The organism is Candidatus Goldiibacteriota bacterium (assembly GCA_016937715.1).
Taxonomy (GTDB): Bacteria; Oederibacteriota; PGYV01; order PGYV01; family PGYV01; genus PGYV01.
In genome coordinates, this window is sequence record JAFGWA010000090.1 from 1 (window position 1) to 23,213 (window position 23,213).

A 23,213-nucleotide genomic window follows, 5' to 3' on the forward strand; every position below is an offset into this window, starting at 1 on the left:
GTCGTTCTCACAAACAACATAATAACACAAGTGAGCAGTGGGACTTTTTGTTACTTCAAATGTTGCACTTCATCTTACAATTTTTAAAAACGAAAAACAAGTACAATGCAGTTTTTTCATATTTCACGGCTTTCAATATCGTGGAAACTTTCCATTTCTTTATTTTTAAAAATATCTTTGATTAACACTTAGACACCGCACGTATCATCTATCTCTGATATTTTATATCCGAAAAATTCCGCATATAAAAAATTCACGGATAAAAAAACGCCTCATTCCGCATTCTATATCCTTATCTTATACGCTTATCCATCAATTATTTTTAACTGGTATTGTAAAATAAAAAGCTGTCCCTTCGCCCCTTTTGGATTCAAACCATATTCTGCCGCCCAGGCTTTCAACTGTTTTTTTACATACAGCAAGCCCCGCCCCCGTGCTTGACTCATGCGGTTTATTATCCAGCCTTTCAAACAATTCAAATACTTTTTTGGCATAATTTCCATCTATACCGGGGCCGTTGTCTTTGACTGAAATAATTATCTTTTTATCGCGGATTGAAGCTTCAACGATTATCTTTATTGTCTTTTTATCATTAAAATTGACGGCGTTTTTTATAAGTTCTTTTAAAACACGTTTAACGCATGCCCCCGATGTTATTATTACAGGCAGCATACCACAATACAATTCGACATCTTTTCTTCCGGTTTCAAGTTCCATTTCCGCGCGTATTTCATCAACAATATTATTAATATTAACAGCGGACTCTTCCGTTTTGCCTGATTCCAGATATGCCCTAAGGCCGTTTAACAAATTCCTCATTTTCATAGAGGCGTTTACAATTTCATTCATATATCCGTCAATTTCCTCATTCTGTTCCTTGTACTTTTTCTTTAAAAGCTGAGTGAAAAGTATAGACATCCTGAGCGGTTCCTGCATATCATGGGACAGTATATGGGCGAACTGTTCCAGTTCGCCGTGAACTTTTATCAGATTATTCCTAGATTCTCTTATTCTGAAATTTGCCAAAAAATGCCTTGAAACTAAATATGCAATTACGAAAGATATCAAAAACGCCATAAATACAGAGATATAAAACTGTCTTTTTATCGATAGCATGGCATTATTTAAAACATCTTTATCATATTGCATAACTATAGTCCAGAAATACTCATTCCCTTTAAGGTACCCCAGGCTTGGAGAAAAAGCCTCTTTATGCCCCGTGCTTGAAATCTGCGCCCTTTTCAAAGGGTATATCTTCTTAACAATAACAAGGCTGTCATTAATCAGCATATCAACTGACTTTTCACCGGCAACACCTTCAAGTTTCTCCCAAATTTCAGGATAATACTTACCATATACTTCATCCATCTTGTCATCATACATAAAACCCCACGCCTTCTCATCATCATATCCAAACAGCCAATAACCATCCCTGTTCAGCATGTACAACTTTGCATTAGACTGGTGTTCATGCCGCACTTCTTCAAATATCAAACTTCCAAAATAATTGATAAGTACAATACCTGTTTTTTCCCCGTTTTCATCAAAAACAGGGGTGCCAAAACGTATCATGGGTTTAAGCGGCTTCTCTATTTCTTTGTATTCAATATTCAGATCCAGAGGGGACACAAATACCTCCCCGATTTTAAGTCCGATAACATCGCTGAAATAATATCTGCCTTTTTTATTCTGAAGGTCTTTTTCAGGCACTACATATGGTTTACCGCTGCCGTAATTAACCCTGATAACTTCCATTCCGTTGTTATCAATAAACCTTATCTGGTCATATTTGCCTTTTTCTGCGGCAAATGTCAAAAATTCCCTTTCCAAACGTTCTTTATTTTTTGATTTTACAGGCGAAAGCATGTGTGTTATTTCGGACAAGATCATCAAATCTGCGGTTGCCATCTCTATCTGGCTCTCTATCAGGTATTTGATCTGCCTGAGACAGTGTTTCTCCTTGAATACAATATCTTTGTAAGCATCTCTTTTTTCCTCAAAATAAAAATAAACAGCTGTTAAACCGCCTAAAACCGCAACCAGCGCAAATACTAAAACAAATACAATACGATACTGTTTACGGTTTTCCATAAGAGCCCTTTCTGTCATTTAAAACACACCCCTAAATTTTGTATTAGCCTCATCTTAATTGAAACAAAAAAATTGAATTTTCAGCAATGACAGCCCTCGCCATTAAATAAAAATAACCGCCCACACATTTATCAGCCTGACGATCTAATCCATACAAATAAATTTATCAGGCTTATTTGCTTACAATAAATAATTTGCCTTTATTTATGGAATTGTTGTAAGGATTTATGACAAGCCAGTAATATATTCCGGGGGAACACATTTTTCTCATATTATTTTTTCCGTCCCAGGTTTCAAGAATCGACGCCGCTTTAATTGTCGTTACATGCTCCCCTGATACTGTATATATATTTATCAGAGAACCGGGTATAACATTAAGGAATTTAAGGACGTTCCCCCTGGCTGTCCTTGGATTAAAAGGATTGGGAAATATAACCACCCTGTCCTGAGGATACATAGCCGCATTGGATGTGATTTCTGGGTGCCTGCCGTATGGCCCTCCTTCAAAATAATAAGGATCATTATAATCAATGGTTATTTCATTGATAATAAGGTCATTATCAGTAATTTGTGTTATTTCAACCACAAACTCAATAACAAGAACCTGCCCTGCCTTAAAATTTTCATACACTGTACCGGAAAGGTCCCATTCCACATAATTGCCGGATACAATAACAGGATCTTCCGAAAAAATACTTTCCACAAATTTGATATTGGCAGGCAGGCTGTCCCAAATTCTCATATTATGAATATCCGAAGATGAATCATTATGTATTTTTAATGAATAAGTGAATCTTGCACCCACTTCCGGTTCTTCCCCAAACGCGGATAGATTCAGTTTTGGCACTACAGGCAGCCCCGGTATTGTCAGGGTAATAGTCGGAGTATAAGTCATTGTGGGTGTTATAGTTGATGTAAAAGTCGCGGTAACCGTGATTGTTATTGTCCGGGTACCGGTGCAAGTTGCCGTAATACTTGAAGTTGCAGTTTTAGTAGCGGTTGATGTAAATGTACCTGTCGCTGTCAAAGTCCTTGTCGCGCTTGAAGTGGGCGTATTTGTCCGTGTAATTGTCATAGACTCCCAAAGGGTCTGTGTGATTGTAGCTGTAGAGGTAAAAGTGGGAGTAAAACTGTTTGTTATTGTTATTGTCGCGGTAGGGGTTGATGTCGCGGTTATAGTTGAAGTGGCCGTAGCAGTTGCGGTATTTGTAACTGTCGGAGACGGGGTATTTGTACCGGTTATTGTCATTGACTCCCATAAAGTCATGGTAATTGTCGGTGTGTGGGTAATCGAAGGAGTTGAAGTAAGCGTAACGGTAACAGTGGCAGTTGTGGTTTCAGAAAATGTCAGGGTTGCCGTATTAGTAACCGTTAAAGTCACAGATGGGGTGAAAGTAACAGTTATAGACGGAGTCCAGGTTAATGTGGGAGTACTTGTCATTGATTCCCATAAAGTCATTGTTATAGTGGGGCTTGCCGTAGCGGTAAGAGTTGAAGTGCCGGTAAATGTCGCGGTACCTGTGGGAGTTGAAGTGGCGGTGAATGTCGGCGTGGCGGTGAATGTCGGCGTGGCGGTAAATGTCGGAGTCCCGGTAACGGTACATGTTGCCGTGGATGACTGCGTTGAACTTGGAGAAAAAGTGGGAGTGGCTGTATCCGTCACTGTTAAAGTCGGGGTGCAGGTATTTGTTGAAGTCGGCGTGTATATCATTGGAACTTCAACAGTGGCGTCTTCCGAAATTCCAAAGTCAGTGCCCGCAACATACGCGCCTTCATTATGTATTATTGTTCCTGATATCCCCGCCTTTACGCTTCCCCACCAGTTTACGGTAATTGCCTGACCCGGAGATACAAGAGGCGCAAGCCATGAAATAACTCCCGATAAAAGCGCCCCGCCAGAATCCGCACCCAAATAATCAATTTCCGCGGGCACAGTATCGTATATCGTTACGGTATAAGGTTCAATTCCGGAATCCGGATCATCCACACCGGGCGATAACTGTTCTTTTACAATCTGGCCGTCATAATACAGGACAAAGTACCTGTTATTGATATATGAAGTCAGCGACTCCCTGCTGTAATCATCAAGGCAGTTGTCCCAGTTGCTTCCGTCAGTATTCCTAAGCTGCACGTCATAAAGCTGGGTTGCATTAGGAAGCATAAGTGATACCGTTGGATACCACAGTATTTTTATATCCGCCTGCCTGTCTGAAGGCAGATATATTCCGGGGCTTAATTTTGTGGCAGTCCCCGACCACGAAGGCCCGCCCCAGACATAAGGGCTGGTATTTCCTCCGTAATCATTATTAAATCCTATGCCTGCGGCTGCCTGTGAATCAGAAACCCAGGCGCCTATGGATATTCTAGATATATCAATCGGCGCCCCTGAATTATTTGTAATTCTGTATTTTAAAGACCTTGACTGCCCGCCGCAGGTTCCCCCGGCAACTTCAAGATTAAGTCCGGTTACAGGAGCAAAAACCGGCGGCCTGGGATCCGAATAAACAAGGGTGTACGTAACAATTTCGCCCGGCTGCCTTATTACCTGATCAGCAGTTTTTTCAAGATTCAATCCGGGAATAAGAATTGTAACAGGCGCATCATTTGATTCAAAAATTTCCGTATCATCAGAAGTCCCTGACGCCCTGTTATGTTTAATTTCCATATCCAAACCCGAATCAATTACAACGGCAAATTCAACTGTATTTTTTGTGCCCGCGGCCATCGTCCCAAGTTGCCATAAATAATAAGGAGGTATTGACGCCGCAGAATAAGCCGGATTTGAATACACCAAAGATGTTCCCGCCGGAATCGTATCCCACACCGCACAATTAGTAAGTTCAGATGACCCGACATTTTGCGCAGTTATTGAATATGTAACAGTCTGCCCCGGGCTTGCCGTTGTCCTGTCAGCGCTTTTACTTACAAGCAGCATGGGATATAACGGTGGCGGGACTGAAAAGAAAGTTTCGCCTTTCGCGTTGTCATTTGACATTACATACGCGTAAATAATATCTGAAGATTCTATCCTGCACACATAGTTTTCTTCCACTGACGGAAGCAGCGGAAAATCAAGGCCTGCCTGCGGTACGGTTGTTGTTTTAATAAAAGGAACCGTAAAAGTCCCCGAAGGGCTTGTAATCGTAACAGTAACAGTTGTGCCGGCATTAGGGGCTATTGCCCTGACCTGAAGCGCCCCAAGCGCATCATAGAACTTACCCCCAAAACTGAAAATATGGCCGTAAGGACGCTGGGTGTCTGAAGCAATTAGATAATCACCGTCGCACCATTGCTGCTGAATCAGTGAACCCCCAAATGAAACGGTCATATCAATGCTGTTTAAAGATCGAATCCTGTAAAAACCCGCTACGCTTCCATACGCGGCGCCGTCAATATAATAACTGCCGCCCGGAGCAAGCCCTGTTATTGTGTCAATAACGCTCCACGTGCCCGCGGGATTCAGCCCGCTTACGGGCCAGGAAGTGCCTGCAGCCGCCGGATTAAAACGGAGAACTTCAAATGATGCCGGAAGAGGACCCTGATTATTTACAACTATATGCGGCGCCGTTCCACCGTCAACACACGCGCCCACCAAATCTGTCCCTATCTTTTTTCCCGTATTAACATCAACGCCGTTAAGCATGACATTATCCCTGTTACCGCCGGAAGCCGGCGCGAATGAATTACCTTTCCAGAAAATGCCTTCCCCGCCCGACACATCAAATCTGTAATGCCCCGCAGTAGCCGCGTTTGTACCTCCCTCCAGATAACCTAATCCGGCCGCTTCGGGACTCCACATCCAGATGCCTCCCGCGGCAATAGAAGGCGAATTGTATATAACAGCGCCCCAATCGGTTCCATTCCATCTGCTTACAGAAACCGTTATCGGGCCTGAAGACGAAGGCGGGTTTATTACCGCTATCTGGTCTCCGTGTTCGGGGTCAGTTGTTTCTCCTGCATCATCCCTTAAATATGTCAGAAAAACAGAGCCAATATAATCATTTCCTGAATCAGCGGCAGGAAGAATATCATGGCTGTCGGCTGTATGCCCCGCTATAAACTCCTCCACTTCCCATATAACAGGATATGTTGTTGTCAGCCTGAAATACCTCTCTGAAAACGGGCCAACCACGGCAACCGGCCTATAAGGGCCTACCGCGTTCCACGTACCTTCTATATTTGTCATTTCCGTATCAGCGCTTGCCGCGTACCGCAGGCTTAAATCCGTTGAGGGATAGTCACAGGTGTAAATAAACATGTGTCCAAGTACAGAACCCCCGGGGGCAGCCCATGCGGCATATGTATCAAAAGCCCGGGCTGAACAGGCAGTCAGCATTAAAAAAATAACAAGACCAACACGCAGCAAAATGCGATTTGCCGCGTGTTTTTTACGGTTCTGAAAAAACGATACTGATAACATTTATTCTCCTGATGTTATTCCGCTTACACCGGACATATAATTAAAAAATAATCATTTAAGTATTATAAATTTATTTATGCCGGTAATTCTTTCTGTTTTTTCCCCAAAGCATGCGGTTAACACATAATAATAAACGCCGTTTGACAACCCGCCAAACACACCGCCGCTGACTTTTACGGTATTCCACCCGCTTACAAAAGGCCCCTGTATTTTTTTCGATTCCACAAGACGAAACGAAGAAGTATATATATTACATATAACACTTTCAGAACTATTTTCCAATTTAAAAGCAAGGTATCTTTCAAGTCCGGGAGCACCGGGATTTGGATAGAAAAAAGATGATAAGCCGTTATCGGCTTCTATATGTATATTTATTTCAGGCGTTTGGGTATATGTGGGAGTATTAACCGGCATATATGTTTCGGTTGGCGTAAATGTCTGAGTCTGCGGTATTTGTGTATACGTATCCGTGGGGGTGTTTGTGTAAGTATTTGTCGACGCCATGGCCGTTTCCGTCTCTGTCTGTGTATATGTATGGGTAGGCAATAATTGTGTCTGCGTATCCGTGGGCGTGTATGTGTAAGTGTTTGTCGATGCCATAGCCGTCTCTGTCTCGGTTTGTGTAAAAGTCTGGGTTGAAGCGTCTTGTGTCTGCGTATCCGTAGGTGTGTATGTGTACGTATTTGTCGATGCCATAGCCGTCTCTGTATATGTATGGGTCGGCAATAATTGCGTCTGCGTATCCGTGGGCGTGTATGTGTAAGTGTTTGTCGATGCCATAACCGTCTCTGTCTCGGTTTGTGTAAAAGTCTGGGTTGAAGCGTCTTGTGTCTGCGTATCCGTGGGCGTGTATGTGTAAGTGTTTGTCGATGCCATAACCGTGTCTGTCTCGGTTTGTGTAAAAGTTTGAGTTGGAAACACCTGTGTCTGGGTATCTGTCGGTGTGTAAGTATAAGTATTTGTTGGTGCTATATCCGTCTGTGTTTCTGTGTGTGTAAATGTTTGAGTCGGCTGTATTTGCGTCTGTGTATCTGTGGGCGTGTATGTGTAAGTGTTTGTCGATGCTATAACCGTTTCTGTCTCTGTCGTCGTATAAGTATTGACCGGCAAAACCTGTGTCTGCGTATCTGTGGGCGTGTATGTGTAAGTGTTTGTCGATGCTATCCCCGTCTCTGTTTCCGTTTGCGTAAAAGTTTGAGTCGGCTGTATTTCTGTCTGTGTATCTGTGGGCGTGTATGTGTAAGTGTTTGTCGCCGCTATCAGCGTTTCTGTATCTGTCGCCGTGAATGTTTGGGTCGGCGGAACTTGAGTCTGTGTATCTGTGGGCGTGAATGTTTCCGTGTCATAAGCCGTCGCGGTATGCGTAGGGGCGCCTGTTCCTGATGTAACTATTACCATATTGTCAAAATAAATGGTTCCGGTGCCTCCGTTTTCAGAACTGATTACAAAACGCAGATTGTCCAGCACATCCGAAGAAAGTATGGGATCAGCCTCTGTGTCCAGGCTGAAATCTATTACAAATACAACATTGTTCATCCCTTCTGTCAGGTTACTGTCCGCAGCTATCCTTCTGTACCACTTGGGCGCCGGAGAAGCTGCCGGAGCATCCGCATACAGCGCAAGCGAGTGCCATGCGTCAGTATCACCCCATGGGGCGCTGCCCGGTTCAACATAAATATCCATTCTAAGTTCAACAACATTGCTCCATAAACCCGGGCTGAAACCCGACAGCATTGCCGCACCGTCCTGCCATCCGGCTGTTGTGGTAACATTTATCTGAACCGCTCCCGAACCCTGAGTTATAGCGGAAACATTCGTGCTATTTAAGGTTATATCCGAATTTGCCCCTGACCAAATACCATTATATGTAAGTATATCGCATGTGTTAAATAGATTTACGTCCGGCGTAAAAGTCGCCGTAAACGTGGGTGTTGTTGTCGGTGTATCTGACGCCGTATATGTAAATGTAGGCGTGCCGGCATATGGTGTGTCAGTAGGCGTTTGTGTCGGCGTCGGAGTAGGCCCCACAGGCCCTGCAAAAGCGGCAAGAAGAAAATTAAATTTTGCCTGATAGTATATGCCGTTTTCCGTTACAGACCATGAACAGTCAGGCCAGTTTGTGTTCCAGTCCCTGTATGATTTCGCGGGAGGCTCCCCGCCCGGCGGATTCATTACAGTTCCGCCGCTGTCAGTTGTATTCTGCTCATAATTATTATTTGGCCCGCCGGAAAGAAAACCCGGCGCCGGATTCGTATCAAAAACAGAGCCGTCCCAGAACCAGCCGTGATAGAACTGCGATATATGGTGTTCAGTCCCAAGGTTATCCCCTGTAAGGAAACTCATGGAAAAAGCATTTCTGCCGAAGAAATAGTGAACATATTCTTCGGCAGTCCTGTTATATAAAGCGGTATTTACGGGATTAACGCCAAGCTTAACACCCCATACAGGGATATATCCCCATACTGCCTTGAATTGATTTGAACCCCATGTATAATGCCCGGGCCATATATGTGATTTATATGGGTCATCATCAATATTGGATGTTATATTCCATTCTATCCCGTTTTTAAGCGAAGTCTTTATTGCGTTTACAACAGAAACTGTCGCTCCGGGAGCAAGGGCATAAGATACCATTGCCATCTGCAGTGCTTCAGAGGCGGCTGTTTCAAAATAATTCTGCGCAATTGGCTGATGCCACCCGTTATCAGCGGTTGCCGGATCATCATAAATTCCGTCAAAATAATCCCTGTATACTGTACTTCCGGTCAAAGCAAAAAGTTCAGCCGCAGACAGCGCCCTTAACCTTTGGTCTTCGTGATCAGACTTGTTCGCATTCGCATTCTGAAAATTTGTGTGGTTGTACTGAATATTTCCTGGATTTGCGTGAAGAAAAGACCATGCATTTTCCGCGGCTGCCTTTAGCACTGCAGAATAACCTTCATACGGCCCGCCCGAAACGCTGTAAGGCGCAAATAACTTTGCCGCCAAAGCAAAAGTATAACACCCTGTACCTGTCGCCGCAGTGGAAAAATTCGCATAAAAAAACGGCCTGTCTTCCAGGCTGGGATCCCCGTGCCCGTCATTAGTCCCGTTTATTCCGGTCACGACAAATACGCCGGAATAAAGCGCGCCGTCAGCTCTCTGCATTTTAAGCAGCCAGTCAATTTCATACTTAGCTTCATCCAATACATCAGGAACTCCATTTCCTGATTCGGGTATATTTGTATTATCCGAGAATTTATCAGGCCACCATTCATACATATGCAGCATTGTCCACATCACAGGCGCGGCAAATGTCACGTATTTTCTGTAATCTCCCGCATCATGCCATCCGCCTGTTACATCACGCGCGCTTGCCGCCCCCTGATCGCCGCCAAGGCCGCTGTCATAAAGATGCGCGGATGCCTGCTGCATATGGCACGCAGCGTGGCTCCACACCCCGCCATTAGCAGGTTTAATTTCGGTTCCGCACCTCTGATAAAAAAATGATTTAACAGAAGCTTCCAGCATTCTATTATATATAGTATCACCTATTTCAAAGTTATAAGACTGATAATTATTAACCGGGTCAAAAACATGATAAGTTCCAGGGACTGCAAACGAAGAAAAATCCGCATGCCATACCGCATCGCCGGAAAACACGGTATCCTCCGCGCCGCCGTTCCATTTTGTCAGTGGAATAGTCATCACAACAGTTTCATCAGAAGCCCGCCTTAGCTGCACTTCAGCCCCGGGGACATATGTAACCGCCGAATCCTGTCCGGTAATGGGATTTTTTATCATCGCAAATTTATCAGCGGCGGGCCTGTAACCTATCTGATCAACTGTTATCATATGTGATACAGGCGCTGAAAAAACAGGCAAAGAAATAAAAATCACTAATAACGCCGTTACATATTTACGCATATGCAGTCTCCTTTTATTATCCAAAATCCGACTGTTTATAATTTAAATCTCCGCTATTCAAAAACACCTGAAGACTTTTCCAAAAAACAGAATCACGTTGCACAATACAGAAACCTTTATAAAATCAGAGTATTATTTGTGTTATTACCTGTTTTTAAAACGTTTTAAATTTAAAACGTTTTAAAAATGTATTTTATAAGGTATTTATAGCATATCGCATAATACTTTGTCAACGCTATATAATATATAAGGTGTAAAAGCGGGCTTTTATATCAAATATTGGGTAAAAAATTCAAAATTTTAAGCCGATTTTCTTATTACGAAATCCGGTTTTATTAAAACACTCTTTCTTTTAATATTTTTTCCGTCAATTGCGTCTATAATCATTTTAAATGCCATAGCCCCTATTTCTTCAAGCGGCTGCCTTACAGTGGTCAGCGGCGGATTTAAATGCCTGGCCGCCAATATGTCATCATAGCCTATGACAGCAACATCTTCCGGTATCCTGTATTTTAATTCCTTTAACCTTTCCATAACCCCCATAGCAACTATATCACCGGCGGCACAAAAAACAGCATCAGGTTTAATTCCATTTTTCAAAAAACGGTCCACTGATTCTTTTCCCTCTTCATGCGTATACGCATGTATCGTATTAATACAGTTTTCTTTTAATTTTACCCCGTGTTTTTGAAGTACATTTAAAAAAGCGGTTTTTCGTTCGACGGCCGCAATATGTTTTTCACGGCTGGGCGGCTGAACCGTTTCCCCCACAATTAAACAGATATTTTTACTTCCTCTCTTTATCAGATGCTCCGCGGCGGCTTTTGCCCCGGCATTATTATCCAGGGTTATTGAATACGCGCCTTTCATCCTGTTTTCTATCAGCAGCACCGGAATCCCCACCCTGTTATATTCATCAAGTATTTTTCTTGGCGGTTTTATGGTCAGCATAACAACAGCATCAGCTTTTCTACCCTTTAAAATGCTTTTCAAAAGATTATCCCTGACATCGCCTTCATTTCTGGTTGAATAAGGTATAATTCCATGAACATACCTTTTGGAATAAAAAGCTTCCTGTTCAAAGGTATCCAAAATACTTGAAATAAAAGGAGCCGCGAAACGGGTGCTGATAAAAGCAATGGATTCCGCTCCGCCTTTAACCAGCCCGCGGGCTGTTAAATTTGGAAAATACGACATGGCTTCGGCGGTTTCTTTTACCAATCTTCTTGTATCAATGTTGATTTTCTCATCATTATTCAGCGCTCTGGAAACAGTTGAATAGCTGATATCAATTTTTTTCGCTATATCTTTTATTGTAACAGGTTTCATTTTTTCTCCGTTAATTTTTTGTACATTATATACAATAACAAAAATAAAAACAACGTTTACTCTTTAAAAGTTCTTGTAACAAAATAATGTTAACATATCCTTCTATTTTTGTTTTAAGAAACCGCTGTTAAGCACATCTTTAAAAGCGGTTAACGTGGAATATTTAAAGTTATAATTAAGGCGTTTTATCAGTTTTTTCGGGGAAATTATTATGCCGTACGCGCTTAACTTAATTGACGCGGGGTGGATATTTGACAACCGCAGATGCCAGGTAATGAATGCCGCTATTTCCGCGGCAATTACCGGCAGGTTTATAAACTTTTTATCCGGTAAAAGGCTTTTAACAGAACAATACGAATCCGGGGCAAGGTTATATATTCCATGAATCGTTTTATCCTTTAATATCTTTTCCGCTATCCTCTGCAGGTCATGCTGATGAATAAACTGTACATCACAGTATTTGCCGCCGAACTTTATAAGAAACGGCGATTTTACAATAAGTTCCACAAGCCCGCCTTTTTTATGCTCGTCCGGCCCCACTGCCGTGCACATGCGGACTATTACAAGCTTTAACCCCGCCCTTTTTTTAAATGAAAGCAGTTTTTCTTCGGCTTCCTTTTTATATACACCGTATCTGTAACAGCCCGGATTTAAAGGCTGATTTTCTTTTATCCACGGTTTATTATCCTTATACGCGCCATAGGCGGACGCGGAGGAGAATTCCAGAAACTGCCGCACGCTTTTTGTGCTGTCAGCCGCGGCCATTACGTTAACCGTGCCGTTGACGTCAATATTATGCTCCTTCTCCTTATTATGAAGTGATTTCATCAGATATGCCAGGTGTATTACATGCGTCGGCTTATATTCCCGGAAAATATTTTTTATTGCCATAATGTCAGCTACGTCCGCTTTGATAAAGTTAAAATATTTTGAGTGTTTAATAAGCCCGTTGTCTTTTTTATCAATACCAATTACGCGAATTTTCTTTGATACCAGATATTTCGCCAGAAAATATCCAACATTACCCGAAACGCCCGTTATTAAAACCTTCATTATCCATCTACCCCCTTTTAATAATTATAGCAGGATTTTTGGGCAGCTCGGCGGCTTGGCAGGTCAGAAAAACCGAGGGACAGAGGGACAGATGCACAGAGGGACGGAAGTAAAGGCAAAAACAAATAAACTGTCCCGCCTGCTTCAGCTCGCAAGCTCGCTTCATTGCCGGGATTTCCGCTTCGCAGGCTCGCTCCAACCGCGGCTTAAAAGGCGCGCCTACCACTGCATACATTCAATAACAAAACAAAAAATGTCGAAATTCGAGATTCGAAAATTAGATTAACACCTTACAGGGGTTGGGTGTGTTTTTTCAGTGCGTGCCGCCCTAACCTGCTATGTATACGGCAGAAGCGGTTTAATGCTACGCCGGCAAATCCGTATGTGCCGAAAGTTCCCGGCCGCCAATGACGTTAACACACTTGTTGATTTCAAGTTTGTTTGCCTGCAAGAATACCTATTTGCGGCACGCGCTGAAAAAATATACCCAAGCCCGGGAAGGCGGCGGCTTGGCAGGTCAGCAAAACCGAGGGACGGAGGGACAGATGCACGGAGGGACGGAGGATCAGCAAAACCGAGGGACAGAGGGACAGATGCACGGAGGGACGGAAGAAAAGGCAAAGAACAAATCAACTGCAACGCCCTAAAAAAGCACGCCTACCACTACAAATCCGAAATATCAAAAATACCGGACACGCAGGAGCACATCACGTACAAAGACAACAAAAGACAAAAGCGAGAGGCAACATGTTGCGTCTCTACATTAATTGACAAAACATAAATACCAAAACAAACACCACAACAAATAAAAAAAGCCCCGGAGCGGGCGCTCCGGGGCTTTGGGATTGCTTATTTATATTACCTGTTTAATTCAAGCAGCGTTACAGAGAATGGCGGGAATGTATACTTGAAGTTCTTTCCGCCGTTTATGTTAATCTCTGACGGGCCGTCGTTCACAATTGCCTTGTACAAATCTTTGCTCCAGACGTATTCTTTCTTGCTGAACTGATACGCCTTGCCGCCGCCAACTCCGGTGCCGGATATAGCTATTGTCGCGTCAGCCGCGAAAAGTTTGGTCTTGTTTATTGCCATGATGGTAAGTTTTCCGTTGTCCCCTGTTGCCGCGTATACTGACAGGTCAGGGTTATTGGAGTCGCACTTTACCATATTTGTACCGAACTTCTGCGCGTATAACATTACAGGCCAGTAATGGCCCCTTTCGGATGACCTGTTTGTTGGGTCATTTTCAGCGTCAAACATACCGTGTCCGCCGCCCTGTCCAGGTTTCTGCGTAAATAGATCCCAGAAAAACGCCATGTCCCCGCCTTCTTTCATAAACGAACCAAGGTAGTCAGCGCAGAATAAAGCATTTTCAATTAACGCTGTCATGGAATTTTCCTCGCCAGAGTTCCATTCTGTAAGCGCCACTTCAATATATTTCTTTTCCTGACCAGGCACGCTGTTTACGTACTTCTTTATCCACGACCTGAACTTTGGCATGTACACAGGCCACGTCTGCTGTGGTTTCTTTAAAAGCGCGATGGCGTTGTTATTTGCCCAAAGCGGGTATTCGTGTATCGCAAGCGTGTCCACATACTTGGCTGATTTCTTTAAGAACTTTTCAACCCAGTAAGGCGCTTCTTTCGGCGCAAGCCATGGTTCGCCCGCAAGCCTTTCCTGGTTCATAGGCTGCATCGGGCATGGCCCCATTAATTTTAACTTGTCATCAGGGAATGCTTTCTTAACTTTATACGTTGTCCAGTTGAACACATTGCTTACATTGTCTATACTTGTCCACCACTGTGTTACTTTCTTGGATGTCGGCGATTTCATAAGCGCCGTTACCGACGAACCTTTCTTTAAGGCAGCCGCAGGCCCAAGGCAGTGCGGCTTGTTGTCGGGTTCGTTTCCAACTTCAACATATTTAAACTTGATACCCTTATTCTTCATATCCTGAAGCCACTGTATCTGGTAGTCCACCCTTTCATCTATTGATTTAGAATCGGGTGTCATTACGTTTAATATCGGCATTACTTCAAAGCCTGCCATTTCTTTTTCCATTCTCTTGATAAACGGCACCATTCCGCCGTAATAATTCAATTCCGGCGTCCAGCTTACCCCGCCGTCATAGTTATATACTTCGCCTGTCTTCCAGTCGTACTGGTTGCCGTAGTCTCCTCCCGGTATCCTTAAAAAAGACACGCCAAGTTTTTTGATCTTTGAAACGGTCGTATTGTCCCTGTACGCGGCTACCGGATGCCATGCAGCAAGGTTATTGCCGTACATTTTATGTTTGTCAATGGGAAGCTTTCTTATTGATTTGGAAGCGTCTATTGTGACAGCCGAGACTTTTGTCCTGGGAGCCGCTTCCGCTATCAATTCTATCGCGCCAAGATTATTATCTTTGCCTGCCGCAACAACAGCGGAAGATATTGTCTTGTCTTTGTAACCGTCCCTTACAACCACAACTTTATATTCATCGGCAGGAATTGTGGCGGAAAAATTTCCCGAACCGTCGGTCTTTAAAAGCTGGTCGCCGATTACCACAAGCGCTTTTTCAAGGGATTTTCCGGAAGCCTTGTCCTTAACAGTCCCCTTAACCTGCGCCGGTTCTCCTAAAAGTTTGCCCCTTATTGAATCAACATATATCGGGCCTGACCACGCTTCAGTGCTGTTTACAACAATATATACTTTCCACACTTCGCCTTTTACTTTGGTGTTGTCTATCGGAAATACAACTTCATTCATTCCTGGCTTAATCTGCTTCTTTAACTGGTACCACGCGTTTGCCTTCCCGGAAATTACAAAATACATCTCCTGGTAAGTCATTCCTTTTACCGATGCTTCAGGTACGTACACGTCCATTGTAAGCTCTTTTAACTTGTGAAAATCCGCGGAAAAAGGCCCTTCAAACAAAGCAACATCCTGATTCCAGCCCTTGACCCCTGTAAGGTTAATTTTTAAAGCTGATGTACCGCCTGTTACAAATTCCGCGCCTTTTGCCACAGAGCACGCTGAAGCGTACTTGTTTGCGCCGTGCCAGCCTTCCGTAGTGCCCGAATCAAAACCCCATAAAGGCTTCTGATTGGAGGCACCCTCGGCAAAAATTGATGCCGAGAAAAGAAGAACAAACGCTGTTACTGCCAAAATCACTGCTTTTTTTGTCCTCATTTTAATTCCTCCTTCTTTTTTTTATTACATCTATTTGACTCATTTTTTTATATTATTGTTTACCTAAAAAAGTTCCACGTCATCTATCCATATTTCAACCGCCGCGCCGCTGCCGTTTTTATGCTGCCACTTAAACAAGTGGACATTTTTCAGCACGTCTTCAATATCCGCGGCGTATTTACGTCCCGCCCAGTCCGGCTGCTTTAAATCGTCCCTGAAAACAATATTAACTTCATTCCAGTCGCCGGTTATATATTGCGTGATTTCTTTCTGATAATCCGCGTAATTGGTAAGGGATTCGCAGGTCATTCTTTCTTTTATACAATTATTGGATTCATGCGGAAGAATAAAATGAACGTTTCCTCCCGCGGTATTTCCTTTTATCTTGAACCTTATACCGTTATATTTTGAAATATCAGACCCCTGGCACTGCGGGCACTGTGATTTATTATCAAACCGTACCACAACGCCTATATAATTATAGTTGTAGCCCAACACACTTCCCGTGGTTCCCGTAATACGCACAGCCCAGCCGGTATTGCCGTATCCGGGCCTGCTCATTATGAAACCTTCACCTGGAGTGTTAAATTCAGGCGGCCAGACGTATGAATTTCCGCCCTGATGAACATCGCTGTATGTGGACCATACGCCCCCGTTTTTATTGAATTTATCGCCGTCATCCATGTTGTCCACGACAAATATTGTAACCGCTGTAAAAGCAAACACAGCCGCAATTGACAAAGCGGCAGCGTAGCGGTGTATAAAATCCGGTTTTTTTACGGTGTTTTTGGAAACCGCATAATTTATAAGGGCATTTTTAAGGTATTTCCTGCCGGTTTCGTTATTAATCTCTGATAATCTGGCTTTATTAAGCTTTTCTATCAGGTCTTTTTCTTCCATTTTCATCATCTCCTTTCTTTTTCCTACTCTTATAATGCAGGTTCAGGCAAAGCGTTGCGTTTATTTTTTGCTTTTTTCAAGTTTTTTTCTTAACTGCGTAAGGCCCCTTGAAAGCAGGGATTTAACAGTCCCCTGGTTCTTGCCCAGCGATTCCGCAATCTGCGGCACTGTCATTTCCTGAAAAAATCTTAAGACAATTACATCCTGATATTTTGAATCCATAGCAAAAAGGGCTGTTTTAACATCCTGATAATCCTTATTATTATCAATTTCTTCCTGCGCCTGCGTAAGGTCATGGTCTATCGCCTCCGCTGACTCTTTATCCAATACCCCTTCTTCGCCTATCGCGTCTTCATATAATACCGGTTCATATTTTCTTTTCCTGAAATACATATTAATCTCATTGCCTGCTATACGGTAAAGCCACGCCGAAAAAGGCACTCCGGTATATCTGTAAGTGTGGATTTTATTAAGGGCTTTAAAGAAAGTTTCAGATGTGATATCAGCCGCGATTTCCGCGCTGCCGGTCTTATGAAGCGCGTATCTTAATATAGGCTTATAATATTTTTCAAACAAATCCCCGAAAGCGGCGGGATTCAGCTTTGACTTCTGTATTATATCCTGTTCATCAAAATCCGGCATATATAAACATTCCTTATAGTTTGTTTTTTGTGTCAGATAAAAACAGCGGTATAAATTAAAAACAAAAACACAGTTACGCTTTGGTGACCCTGTTTCTGCCGTTATGCTTTGAAGCATACAGCGCTTTATCAGCGCGGTCTATAAGGCCGCGCCTTGAAATGGCATCGCCCGGATAAGTGGCAACACCCATGCTTAAAGTCACGTTAATTATCGTTCCGTTAAAATTAAGTTTTGTTTTCTCTATTTCTTTTCTTATCTTTACCGCTTTTATATGCGCGGCTTCTTTTTCTGTATCAGGCATTATAATTACAAATTCTTCGCCGCCGTATCTTGCAACGGTATCCGCCGGGCTTGTGTTGTTTTTCAGCATTATGGCGATATTTTTCAGAATAAAATCCCCCGCAAGATGGCCGTAGGTATCATTTACTTTCTTAAAAAAATCTATATCGCACATTACAAGGGACAGATGATTGTCATACCTGCCCGCCCTTTTAACTTCATCTTCCAGTTTTTCCTGAAAATACCTGTGCACATAAAGGCCGGTTAAACTGTCAGTGACCGAAATCTGCTGTATTTCCTCGTACAGGTTTACCTTTTCAAGCGAGATTGCTATCTGGTTGGCAAGTATTTTCATGCTTTCCACCTGTTTTTCACTGAACAGGTTTTCTTTGTCGCCCGAAATAATCATTACGCCAAGCAGTTTCTTTTCAACCACAAAAGGCACCTTAAGGACGCTTTTATGAAAATCCATACTGTCCGGAGCGGATGCCGTGTAAGATATTTCAAGCGCGGTGTTGTCAGACACCGCGGATTTTATAATTTCTTTCTCTTTTTCCTTTATATATTCTTCATCATACCCCATGGAAGACGCTACATAAAAAGAAACCCCTTTTTTAAATATAAGCAGCACGTTAACCGTATCCGGTTCTATTTCAAAGTTATATTTAAGGACTTTCTTAAGTATTTCTTTTATAACCTGCGCCATATCGTCGTATTTTAAGGCGTAACTAAGCCCCTTGGCTGCCGTATAAAGTGATGTGATACCCTTTATCTCGCTTTCCACATTCATATCTTCTTTTTCCGCCAGGCTGACGGAGCTGGTCTTGACAAGTTCCAGGTCTTTCTTTTTTTTCATTATCTCTTCTTCCCTTAACTTAAGTTTAAGTTCGCTGCGCGCGAAAGGGACCGAGAAAAGATAAATAACAAGATACCACAGGCAGCTAATTATAAACGCCGGCAAAGACAATGCCTTAAGGGGGAAAAATAATGCCGCCGTGCAGGCAGCAGCGAACGCTGTAAATATATTCATTTGAACACGCGCATTTCCCCTGGAAGCGGGCAGAATCATAATTCCAAGAAAGAAAACCGCGTAATCGGCTGTATCACGGCCAAAAAAACGGTTTATCAGAAATATTATGCCGGCGCCTGCCGCAAAAGCGGGATATAGGATCAACCATCTATTTTTCATCGCTTATATCCTCCCAGAAAGTAATCCTGTTTCGTCCGCTTTCCTTGGAATGATAAAGCGCTTTATCCGCGTTATTGACCATCTCGCCAAGTTTGCATCTGCTGTTAAATTCCATGCCGCCGCCGCTTAACGTAAGCCTTGTTTTCTCGTTTTCATTAACGTTTATAATAAGTTTTTCAAAATTCGCGCGAAGCCTTTCGGCCACAAACCTTGCCCCGTTAAGGTTGGTGTTGGGAAGCACCACTGCAAATTCCTCGCCTCCATAACGCCCTATTATATCCACATCCCTTAAATTATCCTTTAAGAATTCACCCAGCATTTTTAACACTTTGTCGCCGAACGTATGCCCGTGCGTATCGTTGCATTCCTTAAAATGGTCTATATCTATCATAAGGTAAGAAAAAGTCTCACTAAGTTGTTTTGCCCTTTTAAACTCTTCATCCAGTTTTTCCATAAAATGGCGCCTGATAAACAGGCCGGTAAGGCCGTCTTTTGTAGCCAGTTCGCGTGTTTTTGTATAAAGGATGGCATTCTGCACCGCGTTGGTACAAAGGTCTCCAAGATAATTTAAAAGCCTTGCGTCTTCCGCGTCAAACATCTTCGGGACATCAGAATAGAATTTAAGCAGCCCTATAATCTTGGTATTGACTATAAGGGGTATGGCTATCATGGATTTAAACTTAATCCAGTCACGCCTTACAAGCTTAAACCTGAAATCTTCATCAATGTTTTTTATTATAAGAGTGTACTTGTTTTTTATAACCCAGTCGTCAAAAGGGTCTTTTCTGTATACCTTTATTGTGCCGCGGATAAAAGTCTCGTTTTCATGGTTTTCAAGCGCGGGATAAAACATGTCATTATCATCGCTGCGGATTAACAGCATAAATTCAGCCTGCTTGTCGCCAAGGATACTGTTCATGCCGTCATTTATTATTTTAACAATAACTTTTCTGTCAAGGGCGGACGTAAGCTTCTGCGCTATTTCATTCAGTTTTAAATAATTTTTTATCCTTCCTTTGTTGGCTTCTATGACTCCGTGGATTTTATTAATTTTTTCGGTGAATTCTATACGTTCTTTTTCTATTTCGCCTTCCCATAATTCATACTGCCCTTCTTTCATTTCTATGTCTTCTATCCACTTAATTGACACATAAGAAAAAATTACGGCAAGCGCCACAAATACGGCGTAAGGCACGGGAGATTCCCCCTGCATTGTCCTTAAAAAGAAAGTCAAATTCACAAAGACATACAGCAGGCCGTAAATAAGGCCGGCAGTTTTGCCCATGGAAAAAAATGAATAAAGCATTGAAAACAGGCCTAATGCCATTATTAACGGGTTGTCAAGCATAAGGGCAAGGATCACCATGGCAATACTTATAAGCGCCAGAACGGCCGAATTAACAACGATAAAAGCATTATTCCTGTGATTACGGAAATAATAAGTATTTAAGACCTGCAGCCTATCCATTAAACACCGCGCTTTTACGCAGGTATCTGATAAAAGCGTCCACTATCACGGGGTCAAACTGGGTTCCGGAATTTTTCCTTAATTCAGAAATGGCCAGTTCAGCCGGAAGCATATCCCTGTAAGCCCTTGCGGAAACCATTGTATCAAAAGCGTCTGCCGCGTGAATTATTCTGGCCCCGATGGGTATTTCGTCCCCTTTTAATTTATCCGGATAACCTTTTCCATCGTACCTTTCATGATGGTGCAGAATTATCGGGACAATTGCCGCAAGGGAATCAATCTCTTTTATAATTTTCGCGCCTATCACCGGGTGATCCCTGATAATTAAAAATTCTTCTTCGGTAAGCTTGGAAGGTTTTTTAATAATTTCATCAGGCATTCCTATTTTTCCTATATCATGCAGAAGCCCGGCATATTTTATTATCTCTATTTCCCGTTCCTGCAGCATCAGCTCTTCCGCGATGTGGGTTCCATACTCCGACACTTTCTGGGAATGACCCGAAGTGTAATGATCCTTGGCATCAACAGTCGTGGACAGCGCCTTTATTATATTAACTTCGTCCTTTTTCATGCTTTCATAAAGTTTTACATTTTCAATGGCCAGGGCCGCCTGTTTGGACAGAATTGTAAGCAGCGACAAATCCCTGCTGGTGATATCGCCTTCCGGCGTTTCGGTTATCAGGTCAAGAAGCCCCACGGGTTTATCATGCGCGATTAAAGGCACAAGCACAAAAGTCAGCTTGTCGCTGTCGTCAATTTCTTCTTCTATGTCAGGCAGCGCTATTGTCCTGCCTTTTTTTAACGCCCATTCAATAACTTTCTTTTTATTCTGCAGGTTAATTTTGTTCTCTATTTTTCTGCTGATATTACGTTTTAAAGCCACATCAAGCTCGCCGGTTGAATCATCAGTTAAAAACAGCAGGGCCCCGTGGCACGGAATAACTTCTGACGCAAGGTCCAGAAGTGAATTCAGGACTCGCTCTAACGTCCTTGCTTCCGCGATAATATCAACAAGCCTGTAAAGGGTTGTCAGTTCTTCAAAAGACTGCCTTAACCCTTCGTTAATGACTTCCAGGTTTTTTATGTATTCTTTAAGCTGCTTTACTTCTTCATCAGAATCCATTATCATCCCCTTATTATCAGAATGAAGTCATGTTAAAAAACGCCTGGGCTTCATTCAGTTCCGCGTCCAGTTTTGCCATAAGTTCATCTTCCGCTTTTTCATCAAGGTTTAAAAGCGCCCTTGCATCGCCGCTTAACGGCAGTACTGCCGTGTCTCCGGAATTGCCAAGCCCTTTTTTATTGCACAGGCTGTTTGCCACATTGACAATAGTAGCCATTACGTTTTCTTCCTGTTCATCTTCCGGGTGATGGTGAAAATTTATTCCCGCCTGAAGTTCGTGCGGCAGGTTCCATTTTTCCGCCATTATCCTTCCCACTTCCTGATGGTCAATACCTATTATCTGTTTTTCTGACTGATATAAAGGAATTTTTCTCTCCGCGGAATCTTTAAGCGCCGCCACAAATTCATCGTGCATGTACTGTTCAAAGAAAGTCTTGCCTATGTCATGAAGTAATCCTGCAGTAAAAGCGCTTTCATGGGATTTATATTTAATTTTTTTGGCAAGCAGGCTGCAGCACAAAGCCACACCCACGCTGTGTTTCCAGAATTCCTGATGGGAGAAAAAAGCGTTCCTGTCATCACCGGTAAAAATCTTATGAACTGATACGGTTAACGCCAGGTTTCTTATGGTATCAAACCCAAGAATAGAGACCGCCTGCGTGATATTTTTTATCCTGAAAGGAAAACCGTAAAAAGCCGAATTAGCAAGCCTTAAAACCTTTGCGGTTAAAGCCTGATCCACCATTATTATGTTGCTTAAATCAGAAGCAGAAGTAAGCGGGTTGGAAACAACCTGAATTACCCTTGCCACAACAACAGAGAGCGTAGGAAGTGCCTTTATCCGTTCAAGAATCCTTTGTATTTTTTCTTCCTGCTGGTGAAGTTTATCATCCATTAAAGCCCTCGCTGATTTTATTTACTGCCTTTAACACCTTTAGGCAAAGGTCTTTTTTTGTTTTATTATTATAAATTATATACCTGCTATATGCAATCTTTTTCGGCTCCGGGAATAAAACCTGGTATGATTTTATCATCTTATATTTTTTCCTTTTAAACAGAGCAACTCTTTTATTCCAGATGTTTACATCCGTCTTTATATATATAATCTCATCTGTTTTTTTGTAAAAGCCGCTTTCAAACAGCACAGCCATGTCAAGAATTACAAGCTTTTCATCAAGGCAGTTAATATGCTTTAAAAGCGCTTTGTTCATAGCCGGATATACAAGTTTAATGAAATCCCTGTAAGCCTCTTGCGAACCAAAAACAATATTACCAAGCCTTTTCCTGTCTATCTGCAGGTCTTTGGCAAGTATTCCCTTTTTATACCTTTTTAAAAGCGCGTTATATAAAGCGCACCCCGGCGCGTATATGGAATGCACAAATTCATCCACATCTATCACCACAAAGCCTTTTTCACGCAGAAAATTGGCGGCAACGGTCTTTCCCGAACCCGTATAACCTGTAATTGCTATTATCTTTTTTTTCGCGCTTTTTTTCATCCATACCGCCGTCTGTTTATATTAACCGCTTCTGCTTAACTGCCTATTGCTTAACTGCTTATTACTTTCCGCTTATGTCCCCGCTGCTTCAGCCGATAAACCGCTTCATTGCGGGGATTTCCGCCGCGCATGCTTGCTCCAAC

The 23,213-nt window shown here is 42.7% G+C and carries 13 protein-coding genes; all 13 read right to left on the reverse strand.

Features of this window, described 5'->3' with window-relative positions; genetic code table 11:
- Positions 1-312 precede the first annotated feature (312 nt).
- Complete coding sequence (locus JXR81_09330; GenBank protein MBN2755042.1) at positions 313-2,109, reverse strand: hypothetical protein; 1,797 nt, start codon at positions 2,107-2,109, stop codon at positions 313-315.
- 154 nt (positions 2,110-2,263) lie between these two features.
- The gene (locus tag JXR81_09335; protein ID MBN2755043.1) at positions 2,264-6,427 is read right to left on the reverse strand and encodes a DUF11 domain-containing protein; all 4,164 of its coding nucleotides are present in this window, start codon (positions 6,425-6,427) and stop codon (positions 2,264-2,266) included.
- A gap of 135 nt (positions 6,428-6,562) precedes the next feature.
- Positions 6,563-10,417 (reverse strand): glycoside hydrolase family 9 protein, encoded by a 3,855-nt coding sequence (locus JXR81_09340; GenBank protein ID MBN2755044.1) that lies wholly within the window; start codon positions 10,415-10,417, stop codon positions 6,563-6,565.
- A gap of 300 nt (positions 10,418-10,717) precedes the next feature.
- A complete protein-coding gene (locus JXR81_09345; GenBank protein ID MBN2755045.1) occupies positions 10,718-11,746 on the reverse strand; it encodes a LacI family DNA-binding transcriptional regulator in 1,029 nt (342 codons plus the stop codon).
- A gap of 102 nt (positions 11,747-11,848) precedes the next feature.
- Positions 11,849-12,799 (reverse strand): NAD(P)-dependent oxidoreductase, encoded by a 951-nt coding sequence (locus JXR81_09350; GenBank protein ID MBN2755046.1) that lies wholly within the window; start codon positions 12,797-12,799, stop codon positions 11,849-11,851.
- An 858-nt stretch (positions 12,800-13,657) separates the two neighbouring features.
- Positions 13,658-15,970 carry a carboxypeptidase regulatory-like domain-containing protein gene (locus JXR81_09355; GenBank protein ID MBN2755047.1) on the reverse strand — a complete coding sequence of 771 codons (2,313 nt, stop codon included), beginning with the start codon at positions 15,968-15,970 and terminating at the stop codon, positions 13,658-13,660.
- Positions 15,971-16,033: 63 nt separating this feature from the next.
- Positions 16,034-16,870: a hypothetical protein gene (locus JXR81_09360; GenBank protein MBN2755048.1), complete on the reverse strand. Its 837-nt coding sequence runs from the start codon at positions 16,868-16,870 to the stop codon at positions 16,034-16,036.
- Between the two features lie 60 nt (positions 16,871-16,930).
- Entirely contained in the window at positions 16,931-17,512 is a 582-nt protein-coding gene (locus tag JXR81_09365) for an RNA polymerase sigma factor (GenBank protein ID MBN2755049.1), read from the reverse strand.
- Positions 17,513-17,585: 73 nt separating this feature from the next.
- Positions 17,586-18,980 (reverse strand): GGDEF domain-containing protein, encoded by a 1,395-nt coding sequence (locus JXR81_09370; protein MBN2755050.1) that lies wholly within the window; start codon positions 18,978-18,980, stop codon positions 17,586-17,588.
- Positions 18,970-20,448 carry a diguanylate cyclase gene (locus tag JXR81_09375; protein MBN2755051.1) on the reverse strand — a complete coding sequence of 493 codons (1,479 nt, stop codon included), beginning with the start codon at positions 20,446-20,448 and terminating at the stop codon, positions 18,970-18,972. The genes JXR81_09370 and JXR81_09375 overlap by 11 nt, the downstream gene beginning before the upstream one ends.
- Positions 20,441-21,571, reverse strand: coding sequence for an HD domain-containing protein (locus JXR81_09380; GenBank protein ID MBN2755052.1), 1,131 nt, complete (start codon positions 21,569-21,571; stop codon positions 20,441-20,443). Before JXR81_09380 ends, JXR81_09375 begins: the two co-directional genes overlap by 8 nt.
- Before the next feature lie 16 nt (positions 21,572-21,587).
- Positions 21,588-22,466 carry an HDOD domain-containing protein gene (locus JXR81_09385; GenBank protein MBN2755053.1) on the reverse strand — a complete coding sequence of 293 codons (879 nt, stop codon included), beginning with the start codon at positions 22,464-22,466 and terminating at the stop codon, positions 21,588-21,590.
- Positions 22,459-23,070, reverse strand: a complete 612-nt coding sequence (coaE, locus tag JXR81_09390; GenBank protein ID MBN2755054.1) for a dephospho-CoA kinase — start codon at positions 23,068-23,070, stop codon at positions 22,459-22,461. Before coaE ends, JXR81_09385 begins: the two co-directional genes overlap by 8 nt.
- Positions 23,071-23,213: the final 143 nt, after the last annotated feature.